16 protein-coding genes and 1 pseudogene are annotated in these 22036 nt (G+C 44.8%); 10 read left to right on the top strand and 7 right to left on the bottom strand.

The genetic code is table 11. The features are described from left to right. The first annotated feature begins 54 nt into the window (after nt 1-54). The 3 genes from AACQ21_RS05825 (at nt 55) to AACQ21_RS05815 (ending at nt 2713) form a co-directional block, all read left to right on the top strand. Nucleotides 55-996, top strand: a complete 942-nt coding sequence (locus tag AACQ21_RS05825; RefSeq protein ID WP_105977221.1) for a zinc transporter ZntB — start codon at nt 55-57, stop codon at nt 994-996. 10 nt (nt 997-1006) lie between these two features. After that, nucleotides 1007-1558, top strand: a complete 552-nt coding sequence (locus AACQ21_RS05820; protein WP_026028691.1) for a gamma-glutamylcyclotransferase family protein — start codon at nt 1007-1009, stop codon at nt 1556-1558. Nucleotides 1559-1714: 156 nt separating this feature from the next. Then, on the top strand, nt 1715-2713 hold the full coding sequence (locus AACQ21_RS05815) for a substrate-binding domain-containing protein (protein WP_026027964.1): 999 nt from the start codon (nt 1715-1717) through the stop codon (nt 2711-2713). 69 nt (nt 2714-2782) lie between these two features. On the opposite strand, the gene galM is transcribed toward AACQ21_RS05815, so the two are convergent. From galM to galE, 4 genes and pseudogenes are all read right to left on the bottom strand, one after another. After that, entirely contained in the window at nt 2783-3817 is a 1035-nt protein-coding gene (gene galM / locus AACQ21_RS05810; protein WP_258174231.1) for a galactose-1-epimerase, read from the bottom strand. A gap of 30 nt (nt 3818-3847) precedes the next feature. Then, nucleotides 3848-4999: pseudogene (galK, locus tag AACQ21_RS05805) on the bottom strand (galactokinase); the annotation flags it as partial. A 189-nt stretch (nt 5000-5188) separates the two neighbouring features. Then, nucleotides 5189-6241 (bottom strand): UDP-glucose--hexose-1-phosphate uridylyltransferase, encoded by a 1053-nt coding sequence (locus tag AACQ21_RS05800; protein ID WP_105977219.1) that lies wholly within the window; start codon nt 6239-6241, stop codon nt 5189-5191. Nucleotides 6242-6295: 54 nt separating this feature from the next. Next, nucleotides 6296-7309 (bottom strand): UDP-glucose 4-epimerase GalE, encoded by a 1014-nt coding sequence (gene galE / locus AACQ21_RS05795; RefSeq protein ID WP_105977218.1) that lies wholly within the window; start codon nt 7307-7309, stop codon nt 6296-6298. A 292-nt stretch (nt 7310-7601) separates the two neighbouring features. Here galE and AACQ21_RS05790 point away from each other — a divergent pair, with 292 nt between their 5' ends. The 5 genes from AACQ21_RS05790 (at nt 7602) to AACQ21_RS05770 (ending at nt 13780) form a co-directional block, all read left to right on the top strand. Beyond that, nucleotides 7602-8912, top strand: coding sequence for an MATE family efflux transporter (locus AACQ21_RS05790; RefSeq protein ID WP_105977217.1), 1311 nt, complete (start codon nt 7602-7604; stop codon nt 8910-8912). Between the two features lie 114 nt (nt 8913-9026). Then, entirely contained in the window at nt 9027-10175 is a 1149-nt protein-coding gene (gene chrA / locus AACQ21_RS05785; protein ID WP_105977216.1) for a chromate efflux transporter, read from the top strand. Nucleotides 10176-10399: 224 nt separating this feature from the next. Continuing rightward, nucleotides 10400-11548, top strand: a complete 1149-nt coding sequence (locus AACQ21_RS05780) for an HD-GYP domain-containing protein (RefSeq protein ID WP_017047485.1) — start codon at nt 10400-10402, stop codon at nt 11546-11548. Between the two features lie 176 nt (nt 11549-11724). After that, nucleotides 11725-13413, top strand: a complete 1689-nt coding sequence (locus AACQ21_RS05775; RefSeq protein ID WP_017047484.1) for an AMP-binding protein — start codon at nt 11725-11727, stop codon at nt 13411-13413. 154 nt (nt 13414-13567) lie between these two features. Then, nucleotides 13568-13780 carry a VF530 family protein gene (locus tag AACQ21_RS05770; RefSeq protein WP_013856133.1) on the top strand — a complete coding sequence of 71 codons (213 nt, stop codon included), beginning with the start codon at nt 13568-13570 and terminating at the stop codon, nt 13778-13780. A gap of 168 nt (nt 13781-13948) precedes the next feature. On the opposite strand, the gene fusA is transcribed toward AACQ21_RS05770, so the two are convergent. After that, on the bottom strand, nt 13949-16042 hold the full coding sequence (gene fusA, locus AACQ21_RS05765; protein WP_017043055.1) for an elongation factor G: 2094 nt from the start codon (nt 16040-16042) through the stop codon (nt 13949-13951). 162 nt (nt 16043-16204) lie between these two features. Further along, nucleotides 16205-17584, bottom strand: coding sequence for a DNA repair protein RadA (gene radA, locus AACQ21_RS05760; RefSeq protein WP_013856131.1), 1380 nt, complete (start codon nt 17582-17584; stop codon nt 16205-16207). Nucleotides 17585-17775: 191 nt separating this feature from the next. On the opposite strand from radA, the gene AACQ21_RS05755 reads away from it, so the two are divergent. Beyond that, nucleotides 17776-20121, top strand: coding sequence for a PilZ domain-containing protein (locus AACQ21_RS05755; RefSeq protein WP_105977215.1), 2346 nt, complete (start codon nt 17776-17778; stop codon nt 20119-20121). A gap of 70 nt (nt 20122-20191) precedes the next feature. Here AACQ21_RS05755 and serB read toward each other — a convergent pair whose 3' ends face one another. Beyond that, nucleotides 20192-21172 carry a phosphoserine phosphatase gene (serB, locus tag AACQ21_RS05750; RefSeq protein ID WP_105977214.1) on the bottom strand — a complete coding sequence of 327 codons (981 nt, stop codon included), beginning with the start codon at nt 21170-21172 and terminating at the stop codon, nt 20192-20194. A gap of 187 nt (nt 21173-21359) precedes the next feature. Here serB and AACQ21_RS05745 point away from each other — a divergent pair, with 187 nt between their 5' ends. Beyond that, complete coding sequence (locus AACQ21_RS05745) at nt 21360-21977, top strand: YtjB family periplasmic protein (protein ID WP_026027378.1); 618 nt, start codon at nt 21360-21362, stop codon at nt 21975-21977. The last annotated feature ends 59 nt before the right edge of the window (nt 21978-22036 follow it).

Raw genomic sequence — 22036 nt, 5'->3', positions numbered from 1 at the left:
TAATCTACTGCTCCTCAATGCAGAGTCATTGAGGAGCAAGTGATAAGGATATTCATGGAATTTTTGATCGACCAGTGGCATTTTTCTGCATCCGCTCCGCAGCAAAAACTCAATAGTGCTTCACTGATTGAAGCCGGGAATTGGTATCACTGCCAACGCGATATTCCCGGTTTAAAAGAGTGGTTGCTGCAGTATCAGATCCCCACTTCAATTGTCGACAGCCTCTTAGCAGAGGACACTCGCCCACTGTTTGAGCAATACGATGATGATAACTTTTTACTGATTTTGCGTGGCGTCAACATGAACGACAACGCCAACCCTGAAGATATGTTGAGCGTTCGCATTCTCTATTTCAATGGCGCGCTGTTTTCAACCCGAAAAATCCCGTCAAAAGCCGTCAATGTAATCCGTGACCTACTGCAGGCCGGGCAAGGCCCGCAAACCCTTTCAGATGTACTCGTGCAGATCATTGATGGTTTAAACAAAAACATCGATAACTACTTAAACAGCATTGAAGCGAAAATCACCCAATACGATAACGAAATTGAACTCAGTGGCGAGCTGATGCAGACACATAAAGCGCTGCTCAAAATCAAACGTTTTATCAAACCTCAGCAATACGCCATCGATGATTTCAGTGATTCCAAAGTCTCGCTGGCAAATGATAAAAACTTGCGTCTGCGCCACAGCGTTAACACCATCACGCGCATTAATGAAACCCTCGATTTTTACCTTGGTGAGCTCGAACTGATCAAAGGGGAATTACGTCAATATCATGCTGAGAAGATGAACCAAAACACCTATTTATTCTCGGTGATTGCGGCGATCTTTCTACCAACAAGCTTTTTAACTGGCTTACTTGGGGTTAATGTCGGCGGTATTCCCGGCACTGAATCCCCCGTTGCTTTTGCTCTCTTTTGCATCGCACTGGTTGGTATTTTTGGTTTAGAGTTTTGGATTTTGCATCGGTTACGTTTTTTCAATAAGGAGTCGTAATTCACTGATGATGTATATTTTTGGTTATGGCAGCTTGATCAACTCCGCTTCTCGCCAGTTAACAGGGCAAACAGGAAGAGCGATTCCCGTCGTCGCGCATGGTTTAGTTCGTTACTGGGGGAAAATTGATGAGAGCTACATATTGTCACCTTTGGTGGTGAATGAAGGACAAGGGCAAGTCAACGGCGTACTACTGGAGATCGATGAAACTGCTTTGGCAGAATTTGACCGTCGAGAGCGTGGTTATGAGCGAGTGCCCCTCAACGCTAATCAAATCGAGAGTAATGACGCTTTTAACCTTCAATGGCCGATTTGGGTTTATGTCAAAGAGGCACCAGAGCCTCCCTGCGAGCGAAGCCCTATCGTACAAACCTATGTCGATACCGTGCTGGCTGGTTGTTTAGAGTTTTCAGAAACCTTTGCGCGCCATTTTGTTGAGCACACGGTTGGCTGGCAACATCCGCTGATTAACGATCGCCTCGCGCCGAAATACGGTAATTTAGCAGGGGTAGAACCCTGTCATCATGCGATCATTGATGAGCTGATTGCTACGGTCCGTTAGCGCCTTAGCTTTTATTCCAATTTTAAACGTTTACATTAATTAGAAGCCTTGATTTACCTGTATAGAAAGTCGTAATTATCACATTGATTGCATTGTTCGTTTGCCTTATTTACACCACCATTGTTAAATACAGCGAGCAATAGCAAGAGGTGTAATATGGCTACCATAAAAGATGTAGCTCGCGAAGCCGGTGTGTCAGTGGCAACGGTTTCACGAGTCATCAATAAATCCCCTAAAGCGAGTAAAACATCGATTGAAGCGGTCACCGCCGCAATGAGTTTACTTGGTTATCGGCCTAACGCCGCCGCACGAGCTTTAGTCAGCCAAAGTACCGACACCATAGGCGTGCTAGTCAGTGACGTTTCCGATCCTTTTTTTGGCATGCTCGTGAAAGCGGTCGATAATGTGGCTCATGACAATGGCAAGCATCTGTTGATTGGCAATGGTTATCACCGTGCTGAAGAAGAGCGCCAAGCGATTGAACTGTTGATCAACAGCCGTTGTGACGCTTTGGTGATTCACTCGAAAGGTTTATCGGATCAAGAATTGATCGACTACGCCGCCGAAGTGAAATCGATGGTATTGATCAACCGTCATATCCCGCAACTGGCTAACCGCTGCATCTCATTGGATAACTACAAAGGTGCTTATTTGGCGACTGAGTTTTTGATCCGCCACGGTCATAAAAAAATCGCTTGTATTGGCTCTTCTCATTCGATTGAAGACGCTACAGATCGCGTAGCTGGTTATCAAGCCGCGTTGAAAGATCACGGTATTGAGATCGCTCCTAATTACATCGAGTTGGCCGAACCACACAGCGAAGGTGGCGAGCAAGCGATGACTCACTTGCTGATCCGTTCGATCGACATGACTGCCGTGGTCGCCTACAACGACAATATGGCAGCGGGCGCGTTAAATGTGCTTGAGGAGAATGGTGTAAAAAGCCCTGAGCAAATTTCAGTGATCGGCTTTGATGATGCGTTGATCGCACGCTACATTCGCCCAAGGCTGACCACCATCCGCTACCCAATCGAGATGATGGCTGAAAAAGCCGCTAAACTGGCACTCCAATTAGCCCGTGGCGAAACGATAGAAAAAGAACCGATGATTTTCTCACCAACTTTGGTGCGTCGAGATTCGGTAGAAAAAATCTGACGCACTCAGGTTACACTTTCACTCGCCACTTTGGGCATCAATACTCAACATCTAAGCGATGTACCCACCTTAAACGTCAAATTGGTAAATGGTGGTATGAGTATATTCTTGCCCTGGCAGAGTAATACAGCTGGGTTGCTGCCATTCGGGATGATTGGGAGCATCCGGCAAGTATTGAGTTTCTAATGCGACCCCCGCATAGCCTTGATAAACCCCACCGCGCCGATTGGGCGTCCCCGATAACCAATTTCCACTATAAAGTTGTATGGCTGGCTTAGTCGTAAATACGCTCATGGTTACCTTTGCATCTGGTGACTTCAGTTGCGCGGCGCACACGGTTAAATCAGTTTTGTCGGGCAATAAATAACTGTGGTCATACCCTTTGCTTGCTTGTTGCTGCTCATCTTTGAGTAAGTCACGACCTATTGATTTTGCAACGCGAAAATCAAAGCCCGTGTCGATGACAGATTTTGGCCCTGACAATGGGATTCCATGTGGATCTGTGGGTAAAAATTGATCGGCTTTTATAAAGAGTGAATGATCTAAAATCGTATGATCACTCTCTGCGCCTAGCAAATTAAAATAGGCGTGGTTGGTTAAATTAAGCGGCGTTGGTTTATCTGTGGTCGCTAAATAACGGAGGATCAATTGATTATGATCGTTCAGTTCATAGCTCACGGCAATGTCAACATTACCGGGAAAACCTTGGTCACCATCCGATGAATGGATTGAAAACGTCACTTGTTGAGCACTTTTGTGAGCAATAGTCCAACGACGCTGATCTAACCCTTCAAGACCGCCATGCAAACTATTTCCAGCTTGGTTGGTCGTCACTTGATAGCGTTGATCATTTAATTCAAATTGGCCTTTAGCGAGCCGGTTGGCATAACGTCCCACAGTGACGCCCATATAGCTTTGTTGTTTCTGGAAGTCGCTCATGGTGGAAACACCCAGCAGAACTTCTCTGCGTTCCCCATCCTTAAGCGCCAACTCACAACTGAGCCATGTTGCACCAATATCCATTAATACTACGCGGCTACCAATGCGGTTAGTCAAACTGACAAGTTGTGCCGGGCGGCCATCATAGGCTACTTGCTGAGTCATAGTGTGAACAAGTGAAGATGTGCAGCAAGCCTCCACTAGACCTGCGCCCTCTTTTGCTTGGCAGACGTAAATCGACGCTTTGAGGCCAGTCGCCACTTCATATTTCTCATCGACAGCCGCTTTCACTGCATCAACCAATGTCGGTGGGACAAGTGCCACAATACAGCCACCAAAGCCGCCCCCAGTCATACGCACACCGCCTTGGTCACCAATCACCTCTTTGATGATATCAACCAAGGTATCAATCTCTTTGACCGTAATTTCAAAATCATCACGCATCGATGCGTGCGATTGAGCCATCAGCTCGCCCATGCGCTTCATGTCGTGGGCTCGCAGCGCTTGGGCCGCTTCAACAGTACGGTCATTTTCAGTAATGATATGACGAGCACGTTTAGCCACCAACTCATCAAGCTCAGAAACTTTTTGGTTAAACTGTTCAATGCTTACATCACGCAGCGCTTTGACGCCAAAAATACGCGCAGCCTCTTCACACTGCTGACGGCGAGTATTGTATTCGCTATCTACCAAGCCGCGTTTTTTATTGGAGTTGACGATCACGACAGCCATCTCTTCTGGCATTGAAACCGCTTGTGTTTCTAGGCTACGGCAATCTAAAAGTAGCGCGTGGTTTTCACGACCTTGCGCCGAAATCATTTGATCCATAATGCCGCAATTACAGCCGACAAATTCGTTCTCGGCCTGTTGGCCATTTAGTGCAATTTCCGCTTGAGAAATATCCAGTTGATAAAGTTCTTTAAAAGTTTGACCGATCACGACCTCAAGCGCAGCCGAAGAGCTAAGCCCCGCTCCCTGTGGAACATTACCGCTGACAGTAATATCCGCCCCGGTAAACGAGTACCCACGCGCAAGCAAACATTTCACCACGCCGCGAATGTAGTTCGCCCACATTTTGTCTTGTTGGAAAGTAATCTCTTGGGTGAGGTCAAACTCATCAAGTGCATTGCCATAATCAACAGACACGATGCGGACTAAATTATCTTCACGCTTGGCCGCCGCTACCACGGTTTGGTAGTTAATTGCGCAGGGGAGCACAAAACCGTCGTTATAGTCGGTGTGCTCACCAATCAAATTTACACGGCCAGGTGCTTGGATGATATGACTAGGCGCGTAGCCCAACACTTGCTCAAAAGACGCTTTCACATTTTCGATTAAATCAAACATTTGTATTCCTAAACTCATAAACTGGTTTTCATTTCTCATTAACCACTTAGCGCTATGAAAAAAACTTTGTTAAGCCCAAGTCGTTGGAGGCGCAGCGAGGTGATAAGTAAATTCAGCCAATGAACATAGATTACCTATGTTCTTAGGGGGCGTTTACGCAGCAACAAGGCTACAACTTCACAGATGACGTTACTGCTCTTTGTAGTGAACATCACTTAGCTCGCGCAGACGCTGCGCCGCTTGTTCTGCGGTTAAATCTCGTTGGCTTTCAGCCAACATTTCATAACCCACCATAAACTTACGAATCGAGGCACTGCGCAGCAGTGGTGGGTAGAACAGTGCATGCAGTTGCCAATGGTCAATGTTCGTACCCTCTTCAAAGAAAGGCGCGTAATGCCAGCCCATAGAATAAGGGAAAGAACATTGGAACAGGTTGTCGTAACGGCTGGTCAGTTTTTTAATCGCAACGGCGAGATCGTCACGTTGCGCATCACTCAACTCACTCATGCGACGGATATGCGTTTTTGGCAGCAACATGGTTTCAAATGGCCATGCAGCCCAGTAAGGCACAACAGCCACCCAATGCTCTGTTTCCAGCACAATGCGTGAGCCATCTTTCAGCTCAGCTTGCACATAATCCACCAGCAGGTTACTACCCTGTTGTTGGTAATACGCTTTTAGGTTGTGCTCCTTGCGTTCAATTTCATTGGGTAAGAAGCTATTAGCCCAGATTTGGCCGTGTGGGTGAGGCTGGGAACAACCCATGGTTTCACCTTTGTTCTCAAATGCTTGCACCCAAACGTACTCTTTACCTAACTCTTCGATTTGATCGTTCCACGTATCAATCACGCTGCGAATGTTGCCCACGGGTAACTCTGGCAGAGTTTTGCTGTGATCTGGAGAGAAACAAATCACTCGGCTCAAACCACGCACACCTTGAGTTTTGAATAGAGGGCTATCGGACTCCGGTGCATCTGGCGAATCTACCATCAGTGCTGCGAAGTCGTTGTTGAATACGTATGTACCTTGGTAGTCTGGGTTGACATCACCAGAGATACGCTCGTTTGTCGGACAAAGAAAACACTTCTGATCATAACTTGGCAGTTCATCTACCGCTGGCTTTTCATCAGCCCCGCTCCAAGGGCGTTTAGCGCGATGTGGTGAGACTAAAATCCACTGCCCCGTGAGTGGGTTGTAGCGACGATGTGGATGATCCACTGGGTTAAATTCAACATTCGACATATTGCTTACTCAATTATGCTATTTGATAGTCCGGCGCGTCACGCCGGATAAAAACTAGTACCCTTGCGGGTTATTGGATTGCCAATGCCATGTATCAGCAGCCATTTCATTGATACTGCGCGTCGCCTTCCAAGCCAGATCTCGCTCCGCTTTTGTGGTACTAGCCCAACACTCGGCAATATCACCCGGGCGGCGTGGGCAAATCTCATAAGCAATAGGAACACCACTTGCTTGAGCAAAGGCTGAAACTATCTCTAACACACTCGATCCGTTACCCGATCCAAGGTTGTAAATATGCCTTCCCGCTTTCATCGCAACCGTATTTAAAGCGGCCAAATGGCCATCGGCTAGATCCATCACATGAATGTAATCACGCACACCCGTACCATCCGGTGTGGGGTAGTCGCTACCAAATATGGATAACTTCTCGCGGCGACCTACCGCAACTTGGGCAATAAACGGCATCAGATTATTCGGCACACCTTGCGGGTCTTCGCCCATAGTGCCAGAAGGGTGAGCCCCCACAGGGTTGAAGTAACGCAGTAAGGTCACACTCCAATCTGGCTCAGCAACCACTAAATCCGATAGGCACTGCTCAATCATATATTTGCTACGACCGTAAGGATTGGTGGTTGATCCGGTTGGAGAATCTTCAGTTATCGGCACGATTTCAGGATCGCCATACACTGTCGCCGATGAACTGAATACAATACTTTTCACTCCAGCTTTACGCATACTGCGCGCTAGCACCAACGAACCATTGACGTTATTGTCATAATATTCGAGCGGTTTTATCACGGATTCACCGACGGCTTTTAAACCTGCAAAATGAATCACAGCATCAATATTATGTTCAGCAAATACCTTATCGAGAAAGGCCTCATCACGGATATCACCATGATAAAACACGGGCGTTTTATCTGTCAGTGCATGGATACGGCTTAATACTTCAATCTTCGCGTTAGATAAGTTGTCAACGATAATGGGGTCGATACCCGCTTGTATCATTTGTAAACAGGTATGACTTCCGATATAGCCCATGCCGCCCGTCACTAATACTTTCACCATACTCTCCTATTGGGATACCGATAGAGGTTGATTCTCGCTTTTGAAAAAGTCTAACAGCCTTACTCGCTTTTAATCTGTGATCAAAACACCACAATGTAAACGTTTCCACAAAAACTCTAAAACAATTCCCTTCACTTAACTGATTTTATTTAAATTACGTATACAATACGCACAGGTAGGCTCTAGTGAGATATTTTGCAGCCCACCACCTTGCACCATCATCTTCCCTAGTTCGACTTACCTTGCTGAGTTTTAGCCCATGACCCAAAGCCGTGTAGAACTGAATAACCGAATGAATATCGTCACTTTGACTTGGCCGATCTTTATTGAGATTTTATTACGGACGGCGATTAACACCAGTGATGTATTTATGCTGAGTAGTTATTCAGACAAGGCTGTATCAGCGGTTGGGGTTATCACTCAAATCAATTTTTTCTTGCTGATTGTCTCAATGATGGTCAGCAGTGGTACAGGGATCCTAATTGGGCAATACAATGGCTCTGGCCGCCAAAGTGAATCGGCACATGTTGGGGTGGCCAGTTTACTGCTTGGATTAATCATTGGCTCATTGCTCAGTTTAGCCGCTTATTTGAGCGCTAATTCAGTCATGAATGCCTACGGCTTAGAAGCGCAGGTCGCACAATATGGCTATGAATATCTGGTTATCAGTGGCAGCTTTACAGTAAACGTTACCATCGGCATTGTACTGGCGACGATTTTGCGCAGTAACGGCTACTCCAAAGCGCCGATGTTCATTAATTTATTTGCCGGATTATTGAATATCATCGGTAACTATATTGCTATTTTTCAACCCTTTGGACTGCCCGTCTACGGTGTACAAGGGGTTGCGATATCAACAGTGTTCAGCCAAATTGTCAGCACTATTTTGCTGTACTACACCGTTAAGTACTACCACATATCACTACCGATGAAAGAGTGGAAAATCATCCCGAAGCCGCTATACCAGAAGATCATCAAGATCGGCATGATGAATGCGGGAGAGATTCTTTCCTATAACATGATGCAACTTACGGTGATTTTTTTCGTTGTAAAAATGGGCACGGCTTCACTGGCCGCGTTTACTTATGCGCAAAATATTGCCCGTCTCGCCTTTGCATTCTCAGTGGCTCTTGGGCAAGCCGGGCAAATTCAAACTAGCTACTACATTGGTAAAGGTTGGGTGGATGAGATTCTGACTAAAGTACAACAATATTTTGTGGTTGGCTTTCTCGTCTCCAGCACATTGACGATCTCAATTTATCTACTGCGCGCTGACGTCATCGCCCTCTTCACTTCTGATCCTGAGATAACGGCCTTGGTCGCAGGGTTAATTGCTGGCTCCATTGCAATGGAAGCCGGGCGCACGTTTAACCTAATTTTTATTGCCGCACTCAAAGGCGCAGGAGACATTCGCTTTCCAGTGCAGATGGGCATATTAAGCATGTGGACTTTTGGCGCAGGTTTAACTTACTTATTTGGCCTACATTGGGGATGGGGAGTTATGGGTGCATGGGTGGCCATTTCGGTGGATGAATGGTTCAGAGGCATCATCATGTTTAGGCGTTGGCGATCTAAGGTTTGGACTAAGTTTAAACTCAGTTAACCCATGCCAATCTGTCTATCATTTTCCTGCGGTTTACAAATGGTTAATGATTAAATTTGAATCTGCTCAAACATCCTTTTAAAGTAGCAAAACAACGTCTATTTAAGAGTGCTTATGCACATGTTTACTATTTTCAAAACTTTTTTTCTGCTTGGATGGATAAGCTTTGGCGGGCCTGCCGCTCACATTGGTTATTTCCGCAATACATTCGTTGAAAAATTAAAATGGATTGAAGATAAAGAATACGCACAGATCGTTGCCTTAAGTCAGTTTTTGCCAGGGCCAGGTTCAAGCCAAGTTGGGTTTGCACTAGGGTACCATCGTGGTGGCTTACTGGGTGGATGCGCCGCTTTTGCTGGTTTTACACTCCCTTCGGTTTTGATCATGGTTGCCCTTGCCATCGCCAGCAGCCAATTACTACAAACCCCCTTATTTCAAAACATGATTCACGGCTTAAAACTGCTAGCCGTTGTGGTTGTCGCGGATGCCACATGGGGAATGTATAAAAACTTCTGTAAGAATCGCTTAACTGTTGGGTTGTGTGTGGCCACCGCTGTGATGCTGATTGTTGCACCCAGTATTGGAACGCAAATTGGAGTTCTCATTGCGGCAGCGCTGATCGGAGTGAAATGGCTCCCTAGTCAAGATTTAGCCACTGAACGTTCATTTGTCCCCGCTTTCGTCCCTTTCACTCTCTTTATTGGCTTACTGGTCGGTTTACCTTTTGCCGCCCACTTAATGCCTGAAATCGCTCTATTTAACCACTTTTATCAAGCGGGTAGCTTAGTGTTTGGCGGTGGACATGTCGTACTTCCATTACTGCAAAATTTGGTTGGCGACGCGCTTGACCCGGATCTGTTTTTAACAGGATATGCCGCAGCACAAGCGGTTCCTGGTCCAATGTTTACCTTCGCCACTTACATTGGTTACGCTCTACTACCACAAGCGCCAATCTTAGGCGCAACGCTGGCGACCATTGCCGTCTTTTTGCCGGGTTTTTTGTTACTGCTCGGCGTGCTTAAAAATTGGCAAGCCTTAGCAAACTATCGATCAGTATCAGGAGCAATCAACGGTGTTAACGCCGCCGTCGTTGGTTTGCTGCTCTCAGCCTTATATCACCCAGTATTTACAAGCTCGGTCAGCAATCATCTAGATATGGCGATCGTTCTGATCGGTTTTTACCTACTAAAACAGCTCAAACTGCCTATTGTCTGGCTGGTTATATTCTTTATGCTCAGTGGTATTGCACTTGGATTAAGCTGAAACTGGCCATACGCCTTGTGACTAAACATGGCGTCAAATAGCCGTATTTATCTAGTGACCCAGCGTCACCCAACGGCTTTCCAGTACCACCTCATATTGCTTGGTTATATAACCCATTTTTTAGTTAAATTTCACGCACGCATCGCTTATCTGTTCTAAACTTATCAATTAGAAGAGCCTCTCCATTTCAACCTTGGAGACCCTGTAGCGCAGAGGAACACGCGATGGATACGCATAGCAAAGGTTGCGAGCACGCCTATTTTCCACATGTTGGTCCACTCAATAAGCAACTGGCTAACATACACCAACGAATGCAAGTCAAAGTCCCAGAGATTGACCGTATCTCTTTTGCGCTATACGACCATCATCATGATAATTTGAAAACCTACGCCGACAGCACCTTTCACGGGGGCGAGCTTATACATTACGAGTTTCCACTTGCTGAGCTTCCAGTCCTTAAGCAATGTGCACAAAACGGCCAGAGTCGTAGCGTTGAAAATATCCCAATCCAATTGAAGCCAGACTATCCTCATACTCGCTGGCTAATTGAGCAAGGTTATTGTTCATCACTGGCGATTCCGACTTACCACCAGCAAGCATTTATTGGCTTTATTTTCCTCAACTCGTGTCAAAGCCATTTGTTTACCGAACAGGTAAGGCAGAATGTAGAACCTTTTATTGAGATGATTCGCTTTGCAGTTTGCTCTGAATACGATTTAGTCCACACTATTTTAGAGACTGTAAATTTGACTCAAGCGCGCTCCCCAGAGCATCAACTGGAATCGAAAGAGCATAAAGAACGTATTAGCTGTTATGCCAAAGTCATCGCTACTGAGGTTGCTGACATTTATCAACTGGATGATGAAACCATTGATAACATCATCCAGTTTTCGCGCTATCACGACATAGGCAAACTTGCCCTACCGACAAGCTTATTACTTAACCCAAATTCATTAGATAAACCAGAGCGCGCTCAACTGTATAGCCACATAGAAAAAGGGATTGAAATCATTAATCAAATTATTGATGACATAGGTACACCTGATCACCCTTGCATATCCATATTAAAAGAGATCGTCGCTTATCATCATGAGTTTTTGGATGGCAGTGGCTACCCTTACGGCCTAATGCAAGACAATATCCCGATATCGGCACGCATTATTGCTGTTGCCAACGTCTTTGATGCCTTAACAAGCCATCGTCCATACAAACAAGCTTGGTCTGTTCCTTTTGCCCTTCTCGAACTGGAAAAAATGGTCGTGAGCGGCAAGCTTGATAAACACTGTGTCAATGCCCTTCGCTATCATCAAGATTACTTAAAACATGTGATTGATATTCACCCAGAAATCGACCCAAAGGATAGATTCAACTGAACAGAAATAAACGTCACTCTGAGTTAATAGTGTCAAAATAAGAAAGTGAATCCAGCGCTCAACTTTAACGTTTAGTAACTACAATCTTCTTTTACCTAACCATTCCACCATGCTAAGGTTAACAAAACATTAACATAAGAATAATAATATTTTTGCCAATAACATGGAGTTAGAGAATGATTCAGCCTAACGAGTTAAGCAAAGCAACTTGTGCTCTCCCACCACCGAATGAAATGATCTTGAAATGGGCAGCGGAACGCCCCAACCAAGTTTATTTAAGACAAATTATTAACCGAAAATTTGTTGAATACACCTATGCTGAAGTGGCCGACAAAGCACTCAGGCTCGCCTCGGCACTACAAGCGCTAGGGGCAAAACCCCAAGATAAAATTGCACTCATTTCCAAAAACTGCGCTGAATGGTTTGTGTGTGATCTCGCAATGATGCTCGGCGACTTTGTCAGTGTTCCCATTTTTCCAACGGCTGGCGCCGATACCATCGAATACTGCCTCACCCATAGCGAAACAAAAATAGTCATTGTGGGTAAACTCGATAACGGCCAAGCCACCCAACAAGTATTGAGCCATTTGCCAGATATCATCAGTATTGCGCTACCCTATGATTCAGCTCCCATTTGCGATCACCTGTTTACAAAATTGATTGAGCACTATCCGCCAAGCACAGAACGCCCTGTACATTATGACAATAAGTTGATGTCTTTAGTCTATACATCGGGTACGTCAGGCTTGCCGAAAGGGGCTATGCTGACCTACGGTGCATTTAGCTGGTCAGCTCAACAGCTTATAAACCACATTGGCATTCAAGAAAACGACCGTTTATTTTCCTACCTCCCTTTAGCTCATATTACTGAACGTGTTTATATTTTTGGCTCTTCCATCATGGGTGGGGTACAAACGGCTTTCCCTGAATCATTAGACACCTTTATTGAAGATGTCAAAATGCAGCGCCCGACGCTCTTTATCTCAGTACCAAGGTTATGGACCCTATTTCAGCAACGCATTCAAGACAAATTACCGCAGAAAAAGCTCAATTTTCTGCTAAAGATCCCTTTTGTAAGCACGCTGATTAAGAAGAAACTTGCTGATGGCTTAGGGCTTGATCAAGCACGTGTGCTTGGTTGTGGCTCGGCTCCCGTATCACCGGCGTTATTAGAGTGGTATCACCAAATTGGGCTGAACATTACCGAAGCTTGGGGCATGACAGAATCTTTTGCTTATAGCACCCTGAACTACCCGTTTAGAGCCGACAAATTGGGGTCGGTTGGACGAGCAGGCCCAGGAATCGAACTTAAAATCGCTAATAATGATCATGAGATTATGGTGCGTGGCCAAGGACTATTTTCTGGCTATTATAAAAATGACATTGCAACTCAAGAGTCATTTGATAAAGAAGGATGGCTACATACTGGCGATATCGGTTTTATTGATGCTGAAGGTTATCTCACCATTCAAGGGCGCAAAAAGGATACCTTTAAAACAGCCAAAGGCAAGTTTGTGGCTCCCGTACCTATCGAAAATAAACTGTTCGAATACACTCGAGTCGAGATGATGTGTCTGATTGGCTTAGGGCTTCCCGCCCCTATTTTGCTAGTTGTTCCACATAATTTCCCTCATTTTGATCGCGTTCGTTATGAGCGTACTACTCAAAAAGTCATTAAGCGGATGAATGAGGAATTGGAATCGCATGAGCAAATCAAAGGCGTGCTAATGATAAAGGAGCCATGGTCAATCGAAAATGGTGTCCTCACTCCTACCTTAAAAATCAAGCGGCATGTATTAGAACAGAAATATCATGAAATGGGGCACAATTGGCCAAAAGGACAACTGGTTGTTTGGGAAGAGTAATCCATTCTAATTGAGCAGGTTGGACTTAGCCTCTAACCTGCCAATACACCAAGTTTTCACACTAACAACCTCCTATATTGCCTAATATTTTGTCCTAATTTAACTCCTGTGCCTGCTATACTTAGCTTAAATAACGCTATTGAATAATTGAATCATGACACAAGATAATAACCCGCTGCATGGGGTCACTTTAGAAAAACTACTCACGGATCTCGTTGAATACTATGGCTGGGAAGAGCTCAGCTACATGGTCAATATTAACTGCTTTAAAAAGGATCCGAGTATTAAATCAAGCTTGAAGTTTTTACGTAAAACTGAATGGGCACGTATTAAAGTTGAAGAAATCTATATCAACCTTAAGGGCTAACTAAACGATATGAATTGAGTTGTATAAACTACCTTCGCCCGGCAGTTTCCACTTTTATCGGTTCTGCTTTTATCGGTTTTTATGCCCTTTTCTATTTCGTTGTTACATAAAAAAGCCCCACCAGCTTTCACTGGTGGGGCTTTTTACGTTCAGCTTAGCTTTTAAGAATTACTTCTTATCTGCTTCTTTACGTGCTTTAACGTCAGCAATAACTTGCTCTGCAACGTTTGCAGGACATGCAGCGTAGTGTGAGAACTCCATAGAGAACTGACCACGACCAGATGTCATTGTACGTAGGTGACCGATATAACCAAACATTTCAGATAGAGGAACGTTCGCTTTAATACGTACACCTGTTACGCCAGCTTCTTGATCTTTAATCATGCCACGACGACGGTTAAGGTCACCGATAACATCACCAACGTGATCTTCTGGAGTAAACACGTCAACGTGCATAATTGGCTCTAGAAGTTGAGCGCCAGCTTTAGGCATAGATTGACGGAATGCACCTTTCGCTGCGATTTCAAATGCGATTGCAGATGAGTCAACTGCGTGGAAGCCACCGTCGAACAGTTCAACTTCAACGTCTAGTACAGGGAACCCAGCAAGAACACCTTGGTCCATCATAGACTTAAAGCCTTTCTCTACCGCAGGCCAGAATTCTTTAGGTACGTTACCACCAACAACTACTGATTTGAACGTGAAACCTGAATTTGGCTCACCTGGTTTGATACGGTAGTCGATCTTACCGAACTGACCAGAACCACCAGACTGTTTCTTATGCGTATAGCTGTCTTCAATTGCTTTAGTGATAGTTTCACGGTAAGCAACTTGAGGAGCACCAACGATAAGATCAATGCCGTGTGTACGCTTAAGGATATCAACTTTGATATCTAGGTGAAGTTCACCCATACCTTTTAGGATGGTTTCGCCAGTTTCTTCATCAGACTCAACTTGGAATGATGGATCTTCTGAAACCATTTTACCTAGCGCAATACCTAGCTTCTCAGAACCGCCTTTGTCTTTAGGAGCAACAGCGATAGAGATTACAGGCGTTGGGAAAATCATTGGCTCAAGAGTACATTCGTGTTTAGGATCACATAGAGTGTGACCAGTTTTCACGTTTTTCATACCAACGATAGCGATGATATCACCCGCTTGAGCGGAATCAAGTTCGTTACGATCGTTCGCGTGCATCTCAACCATACGGCCAATACGCTCAGTCTTACCAGTAGCACTGTTAAGAATGGTGTCACCTTTCTTCAGTTTACCAGAATAAATACGGATAAACGTTAGGGCACCAAAACGGTCGTCCATGATCTTGAACGCAAGTGCGCGGAATGGTTCATCAACAGAAACTGTTGCAACTTTACCAGTAGGCTCACCTGTTTCAGGATCAGTCAGATCTTGAGGTACAACTTCAGCTGGAGCTGGAAGATAATCAACAACGGCATCTAGTAGAAGTTGCATGCCTTTGTTTTTGAATGCTGAACCACAGAATGTAGGGAAGAACGCTAATTCACGAGTACCCTTACGGATACAAGCTTTTAGTTGCTCAATAGTTGGCTCTTCGCCTTCCATATAAGCCATCATTAGCTCGTCGTCTTGCTCTACTGCAGTTTCGATTAGCATTTCACGGTATTCTTCAACTTGCTCTACCATGTCTGCTGGAATTTCTTTGATTTCGTAGTTTTCTGGCTGACCTGAATCATCCCAAACGTAAGCTTGACGGTTTAATACGTCAACAACGCCAACGAATTCGTCTTCACGACCAATTGGAAGAGTCATAACAAGTGGGTTTGCGCCAAGAACTTTCTTCACTTGTCCTACAACGCGGAAGAAGTCTGCACCCATACGGTCTAGTTTGTTTACGAAGATCAGACGAGCTACTTCTGAATCGTTCGCGTAACGCCAGTTAGTTTCTGACTGAGGTTCAACACCGCCAGAACCACAGAATACACCAACACCGCCATCAAGAACTTTCAGAGAACGGTAAACTTCAACTGTGAAGTCAACGTGCCCAGGAGTATCGATAACGTTAAAACGGTGATCTTTCCAGAAACAAGTCGTCGCTGCTGATTGAATTGTGATACCGCGTTCAGCTTCTTGATCCATGAAATCCATGGTAGAAGCGCCATCGTGTACTTCACCTGTACGGTGGATTTTACCAGTAAGCTTAAGAATACGCTCAGTGGTAGTGGTTTTACCGGCATCAACGTGCGCGAAAATACCAATGTTTCTGTATTTTGATAAATCTGCCATTGTCTTACTCTGTTAATAAGGTATAAAGTGCGCGCAGAGTATATCACAATCTGTCAAGACTGATACCCTTGCATACGCTTGCTTGAAAAAAAATATAGTACGGTTACGAACTGTCGGTGAAATATAGGTCATAACCGTAAAAGAGGCGAGTTTAATTAAGATTTATAACTCATCAAATGCTTCAATTGCTTCAGATAATTTCTTCACACCGTGCAATTGCATGCCCGGTATTCCACCTTTAGGCATGTTCGCCATCGGAATAATTGCTTTCTTAAAACCATGTTTAAATGCTTCATTTAATCGCTCTTGACCACTAGGTACTGGGCGAATTTCTCCGGCCAAACCGACTTCGCCAAACACGACAACATCTTTAGCAAGTGGTTTATCTCTGAAGCTTGAAAGCAGTGCCATGAGAAGTGCTAAGTCGGCGCTTGTTTCCGTCACTTTAACGCCACCAACCACATTAACAAACACATCTTGATCGGACATTTGTAAGCCACCGTGCTTGTGAAGCACTGCCAACAATAAAGATAAGCGATTTTGCTCAAGCCCAACGGCGACTCGCCTTGGGTTCGCTAATTGTGAATAGTCAACCAGAGCTTGGATCTCCACTAGCAGTGGACGCGTTCCTTCCCATACGACCATCACCGAACTGCCCGAAGTATCTTCTTCGCCTCGCGAAAGGAAAATGGCAGAAGGATTACTCACTTCACGCAAGCCCTGTCCCGTCATGGCAAAAACGCCGAGTTCATTGACCGCACCAAATCGGTTCTTGTGACTGCGCAATGTACGAAAACGACTATCAGTCCCTCCGTCGAGCAATACCGAGCAGTCAATAATATGCTCTAGCACTTTTGGACCAGCCAAAGAACCGTCTTTAGTAACGTGTCCGACTAAAAATACGGCAACGTTGTTTTGCTTAGCATAGCGTGTGAGCGTTGTCGCAGACTCGCGCACTTGTGCCACCGTACCGGGAGAGGATTGGACGTCGGCCACATGCATCACTTGAATTGAGTCTATGACCATGATGCGGGGCTGCTCTTTTTCAGCGATTTGGCAAATTCGATCTACATTGGTTTCCGACAGCATTTTAAGCTTATCTTTAGGTAAACCAAGACGAGAGGCTCGCATCGCGACTTGCTGAAGCGATTCTTCACCCGTGACATACAAAGCAGGCATTGACGCCGCGAGCTGACACATGGTTTGCAGCAATAAAGTCGATTTCCCAGCGCCAGGGTTACCACCGATTAAAATCGCCGCGCCGGGTACGACACCACCACCCAAGACACGGTCCAACTCTTTAAAGCCGCTAGAAAACCGTGGGACTTCCTGCAGATTAATATCCGACAGCACTTGGACTTGTGATTCCGTTACTGCCCCAGCGTAACCACCTAGTCGCTCATTACGTGCAACCTGCGGCGATGCTGCCAAGCGTACTTCGGTGATAGTATTCCATGCACCACAAGCACTACATTGACCTTGCCAACGCGGAAAATCTGCGCCGCAATCATTACATACATAGGCGCGTTTTGCTTTTGCCATGCTTCCTCAACAATTCCTGTTTCTTGTTGGTAACCTATACTTTTCAAGCTTAAAGATTAAACTGTTAAGTAATCATGAAGTGATATAGGTTGATTTACGTTTAAATAAAGGTTGAACCTTCGCAACAGATAACTAAAGATTATGATAACGATGCCGATTAATCTTTGAGACGGACACTCTAACAGAAAAGTATGCAGCAATCTGAAATTCTATCAATCGCAGAGCGTTTGATCCCAGCTTACCGTTTACCTGATTTTGAATACCTTCTTTCACAAATGACAGAAGATGAATCACCGTCGGCAAAATTACTGGTCAAAATGGAGCTCAATCGCATCATGGCTCCTTGTGTTAAAAGTATTGACTTGCGAGGTCGGGTACAAGGGGAATGCCGAGAATATGAATTAGATGGCCGCAAACATTGGTTCGACGATGTGGCCTTTAACGCGTATCACAAAGGGGTCAAAAAATTTGGTGCGTACACGGAAGGTGTATGGGAAGCATTAAACAATACGCCAAACAACTTCCGTGTGATGCAACAACGTGGTGCCCAAAACCCACAAAAAGACGGTGGTGGCAGTACGTTTTTTGAGGCTGAGCCAATTAAGCTTGGTTATGATCTCAAGCGTCAAGAAAATCGCTTAAAAGTCACCTCACAAGTTGAGATTCACCTACCTAGTAAACAGCTGGTCAATGGCCTCAGTGTTGATCTATCCGTTTCGGGTGCAAAATTTAAAGTTCCCGCCGCTTTTAACTACAAGCTCGGTGAGGTGATCAAAGTCTATTTTTCCGAACTCAACAAAACGTCAGAAGTGGTTGGACTGCACCACGCCATTGAATATCGTATTTTAGGTATTGATGAGTCTTACGATAACGATGCCGTGAAATTTCTGCGTACACTAAAACTTTCCGACACTAACATCATCGAAAAAGTGATTACTGAATCGCTGCAAAATAACACTCAAAAAGCGCGCCACGATAACCAAGATAAACTAATCCGAGCTCGAACCCGTGGTTACGAGCACACCTATTTAAAACACACCTGTAACTTACCAGTGTTTTTTAGTGGCAGTGAATTGAAGTTGGTGCTGCTGACTGAAAATAACCAACCGATCTGGCAATACTGGCACGACGAGCGTAATCAACAAGCACTCGGTTCGTTATTCAATAAAGAGCGGATGGAACAGTTAACCAAGCCGGGGATGCGAGGTAGCAATAATGTGCTTTATGCTTTTAAGCATGAACATCAGGAAAAAACGCTCTTTTTTTCAATGATGATGCCCGAGGCTAACCGTGAACAAAGAAAAATGTTTTGGCATGTTGGCGCTCGTCGACAAAGTTGGAAAGCGTTTCGCTTATTTGTCTTTGAACTCTCGGATGAAGAGCGTCAAGAACTTGCGGTTCATGCCCATGAATTGTCAGATCGCTCAAGCCACTTAACCCACTGTGGCGTTTTACAAGAAATTGGCGATGAGGATTCGGCAAAAGATTACCTATTGACTGACAAACCCAATTTACCCAATAGCGAACTCAATAAATTTCGTCATCCAAGGCAGATCATTGGTCAACCTACAGGTATTTATTTTGATGCTCGCTCGCGTAGAAAAGAGCCTCGTTACCAGTTCAAGACACCGCTAACCATCACCTCAGACTCTGGAGTAAATGCGACTGGCCATACGGTTGATTTATCTAAACGTGGTTTAAGTATTATTGTTGATACACCACTGCCCGTGAAAGCAGGCGATAACGTCACCATCAATTACCACGAATTACAGCTTTACGACAAAAAGCTGCCACTGCATAGCCTTCCCTATAATGTCATTCGAATTGGGCCCGAAGGTCGGCGTCTACAATTGGTGATAGAAGAAAATATACATACCATCAAAACAATCGCTTTTTTCAATAGCATTATTGAAAACAATCAAGATAAGTTGTTACAGAAAGAAGAAGTGCTACCAAGTCATAACTTGCTGGAAGGGTTGCACAACATTTTGCTTGATAAGATGATAAGTTCGCCAATTTTCGTTGATAAACACGGTGCAAATTTACGCCCTAAAGTGATTGGCGTGAATTATCCCTTGCCGCCTCATCTTGTGTTACTGGCTAAATTAGGCCAAGAAAATCGCATCACGTTAGAGCCAATATTCAAAGGTCACACCAATACTCTACTGGCTAAACCGATGCGGCGCATTGAAGGAGCGATACCGCAATATCACGACGTTTATATTGCGGCAATCAAATTTGGCACGCGTATTCAATCAATCCAATCGAAATTATTAAGTGATTTTGAAAACACTAAAGAGCGTATTGATTTCATTCAAAAAGCGCAGCACATGGGTGAAATTTACATCTTGAGGATTTGCAGTGCACCCGTCTTTGACCCAATCACTACGCTGCTGCGCAGTGATCTCAATGAGTTGGCACAAATTAGTCTTCATCACGCTCGTACGCTAGAAAAAGAGATCACCTCAATCATTGGTTATGGAGAGGTGATCGATATTACAGAAGAAGTATTGATCCGCTTAGAGCTGACCTTGTAAAAGCGACTGACTTTTGTAAAAGAGAGAGTGGGCATCGCTCACTCTCTTATCTCTTGCTGTTGAGCTTTACTTAAGGCTTCACTTTCCAACTGAGTTTTTGCTGCTTCACCAATGAGGCAGAGAGAATACAGAGCACGCCGCCAAGGCCTGCAAAACGGACCGCCGCTTGTGCTTTTTCTTCAACTTTAGGTTTAGCATGATAAGCAACGCCTAACCCCGCGGCAGCCATCATAACTAAATCATTCGCCCCATCGCCAACCGCGACAGTATTGTGCAATTCAATCTCATAACGTTGTGCTAACTCAACCAAAATATCGGCTTTGGTTTGTGCCGAAACGACATCACCTAGCACTTGACCAGTAAGCTTGCCATCAACAATTTCCAACGTATTGGATTGCGCATGATCAAGTTGCAGTTCGCTTTTTAAATAATCTGAAAAATAGGTAAAGCCACCGGATGCAATCACCGTTTTCCACCCCAATGCATGCAGTGTCGCCACCAGTTCACGTAAATCGGGCATCATGGGTAATGTAGAGCGAACCGCTTCAAGAATCGACTCATCGGCACCAGCAAGTTTGCCAACCCGCTGACGCAAGCTTTGCTCAAAATCCAATTCACCTTGCATCGCTCGCTCAGTAACTTCGGCTACCTCCTCTCCGACACCCGCTAACTTAGCTATCTCATCAATGCATTCAATTTGAATCGCCGTGGAGTCCATATCCATCACAATCAAACCCGGTTTAGAAAGGTCTGGTACTTCACACAAACGGGCATAATCAATTTCGAGCCCTTGTAAAATTTTCTCGTGCTCTGTCGTCAGCTCACCTGACATCAGCGCCACTTCATAATGCCCCACTTTCCACATATCGAGGACAGCGTTGTAGTAACCGGTAAAAAAGTCAATATCATCAAAGTGTTGAGTGGAGAGATAAGGTGCAAAAACAATCCAACTTGCTTTTGCTTTGTCAAATTGTGAAGAGAAACGAGTTTCAGGCAAGCGGTTGAGCAGCGTTGTGTGCCTTTTGATCGGCAATGTTTTGAGGGCATCCATGTTTATCATTCCTTAATCAATCCTTTTCCTTCAGCCTGCTTAAACGCACCACAAGCAAAATGGGATCAACTCGATTCAATGCTCGAGTATCAATAAATGGGTGTATGCCCCTGACGTTACCCTATTGCAATTTAAAAACGCAAGTCTCAATATGAGTAAAGTTTTTATTTATCCAATCAGGTGGGTTATGGACGGCTCTTTATTTTCATTTCGCGTCGCAATTCGTGTGCTTACCGTCATTTTATTAGCAGGCATGTTCTTCTTTACCGTAAAAAACAGCGTTGTGATCAGTAAAGGTAACGAACGAATTCAGGCCAACCAACTAGAAACATTAACTAAGGTTTTGATTTCACAGGCATCATTATCTGCGGGCAGCATGATATCAGAGCAAGATCAAGAGCGCCTGCTAGCCCTTACCAACCAGTTAGCTCAAGACAAACTGGTGTTTGATGCCACCATTTATGATTCCGAAGGGGTTAAATTAGCCGCCAGCGATAACGCGTTAAGCGTACGCGAAGTATTAGGATTGGATACACCACTGCGCACGGCCAGCATTGGCCGTCAGCAACTGGTTGAGCCTGTCTATCATGAAAGCAGTATCATTGGTTTTATCCGCATTACTTTTGAAACTGGCCGCGTCACGGCGATTTCAGATCACCACTATCGTAAAAGTGATCGCTACATGTATCTCATGCTGCTAACCAGCTTTGTCAGCGGTGTATTGCTCACACTGCTACTACTGCGTCGAAAACCGAAGAGTGGTGGTGAGAACCTGCTGCTACAGAATGTGGATGATATGACTTAGCAGGCTTTGTAAATAAAAAAAACCTCAGTTGCGACACTGAGGTTTTTTATAAAAGAAGA

The sequence above is a fragment of the Vibrio sp. V01_P9A10T6 genome, from assembly GCF_963877065.1.
In the GTDB taxonomy this organism is placed as follows: Bacteria; Pseudomonadota; Gammaproteobacteria; order Enterobacterales; family Vibrionaceae; genus Vibrio; species Vibrio anguillarum.
Note: the sequence above shows the minus strand (reverse complement) of the source record. Positions and strands in the feature narration are given on the sequence as shown.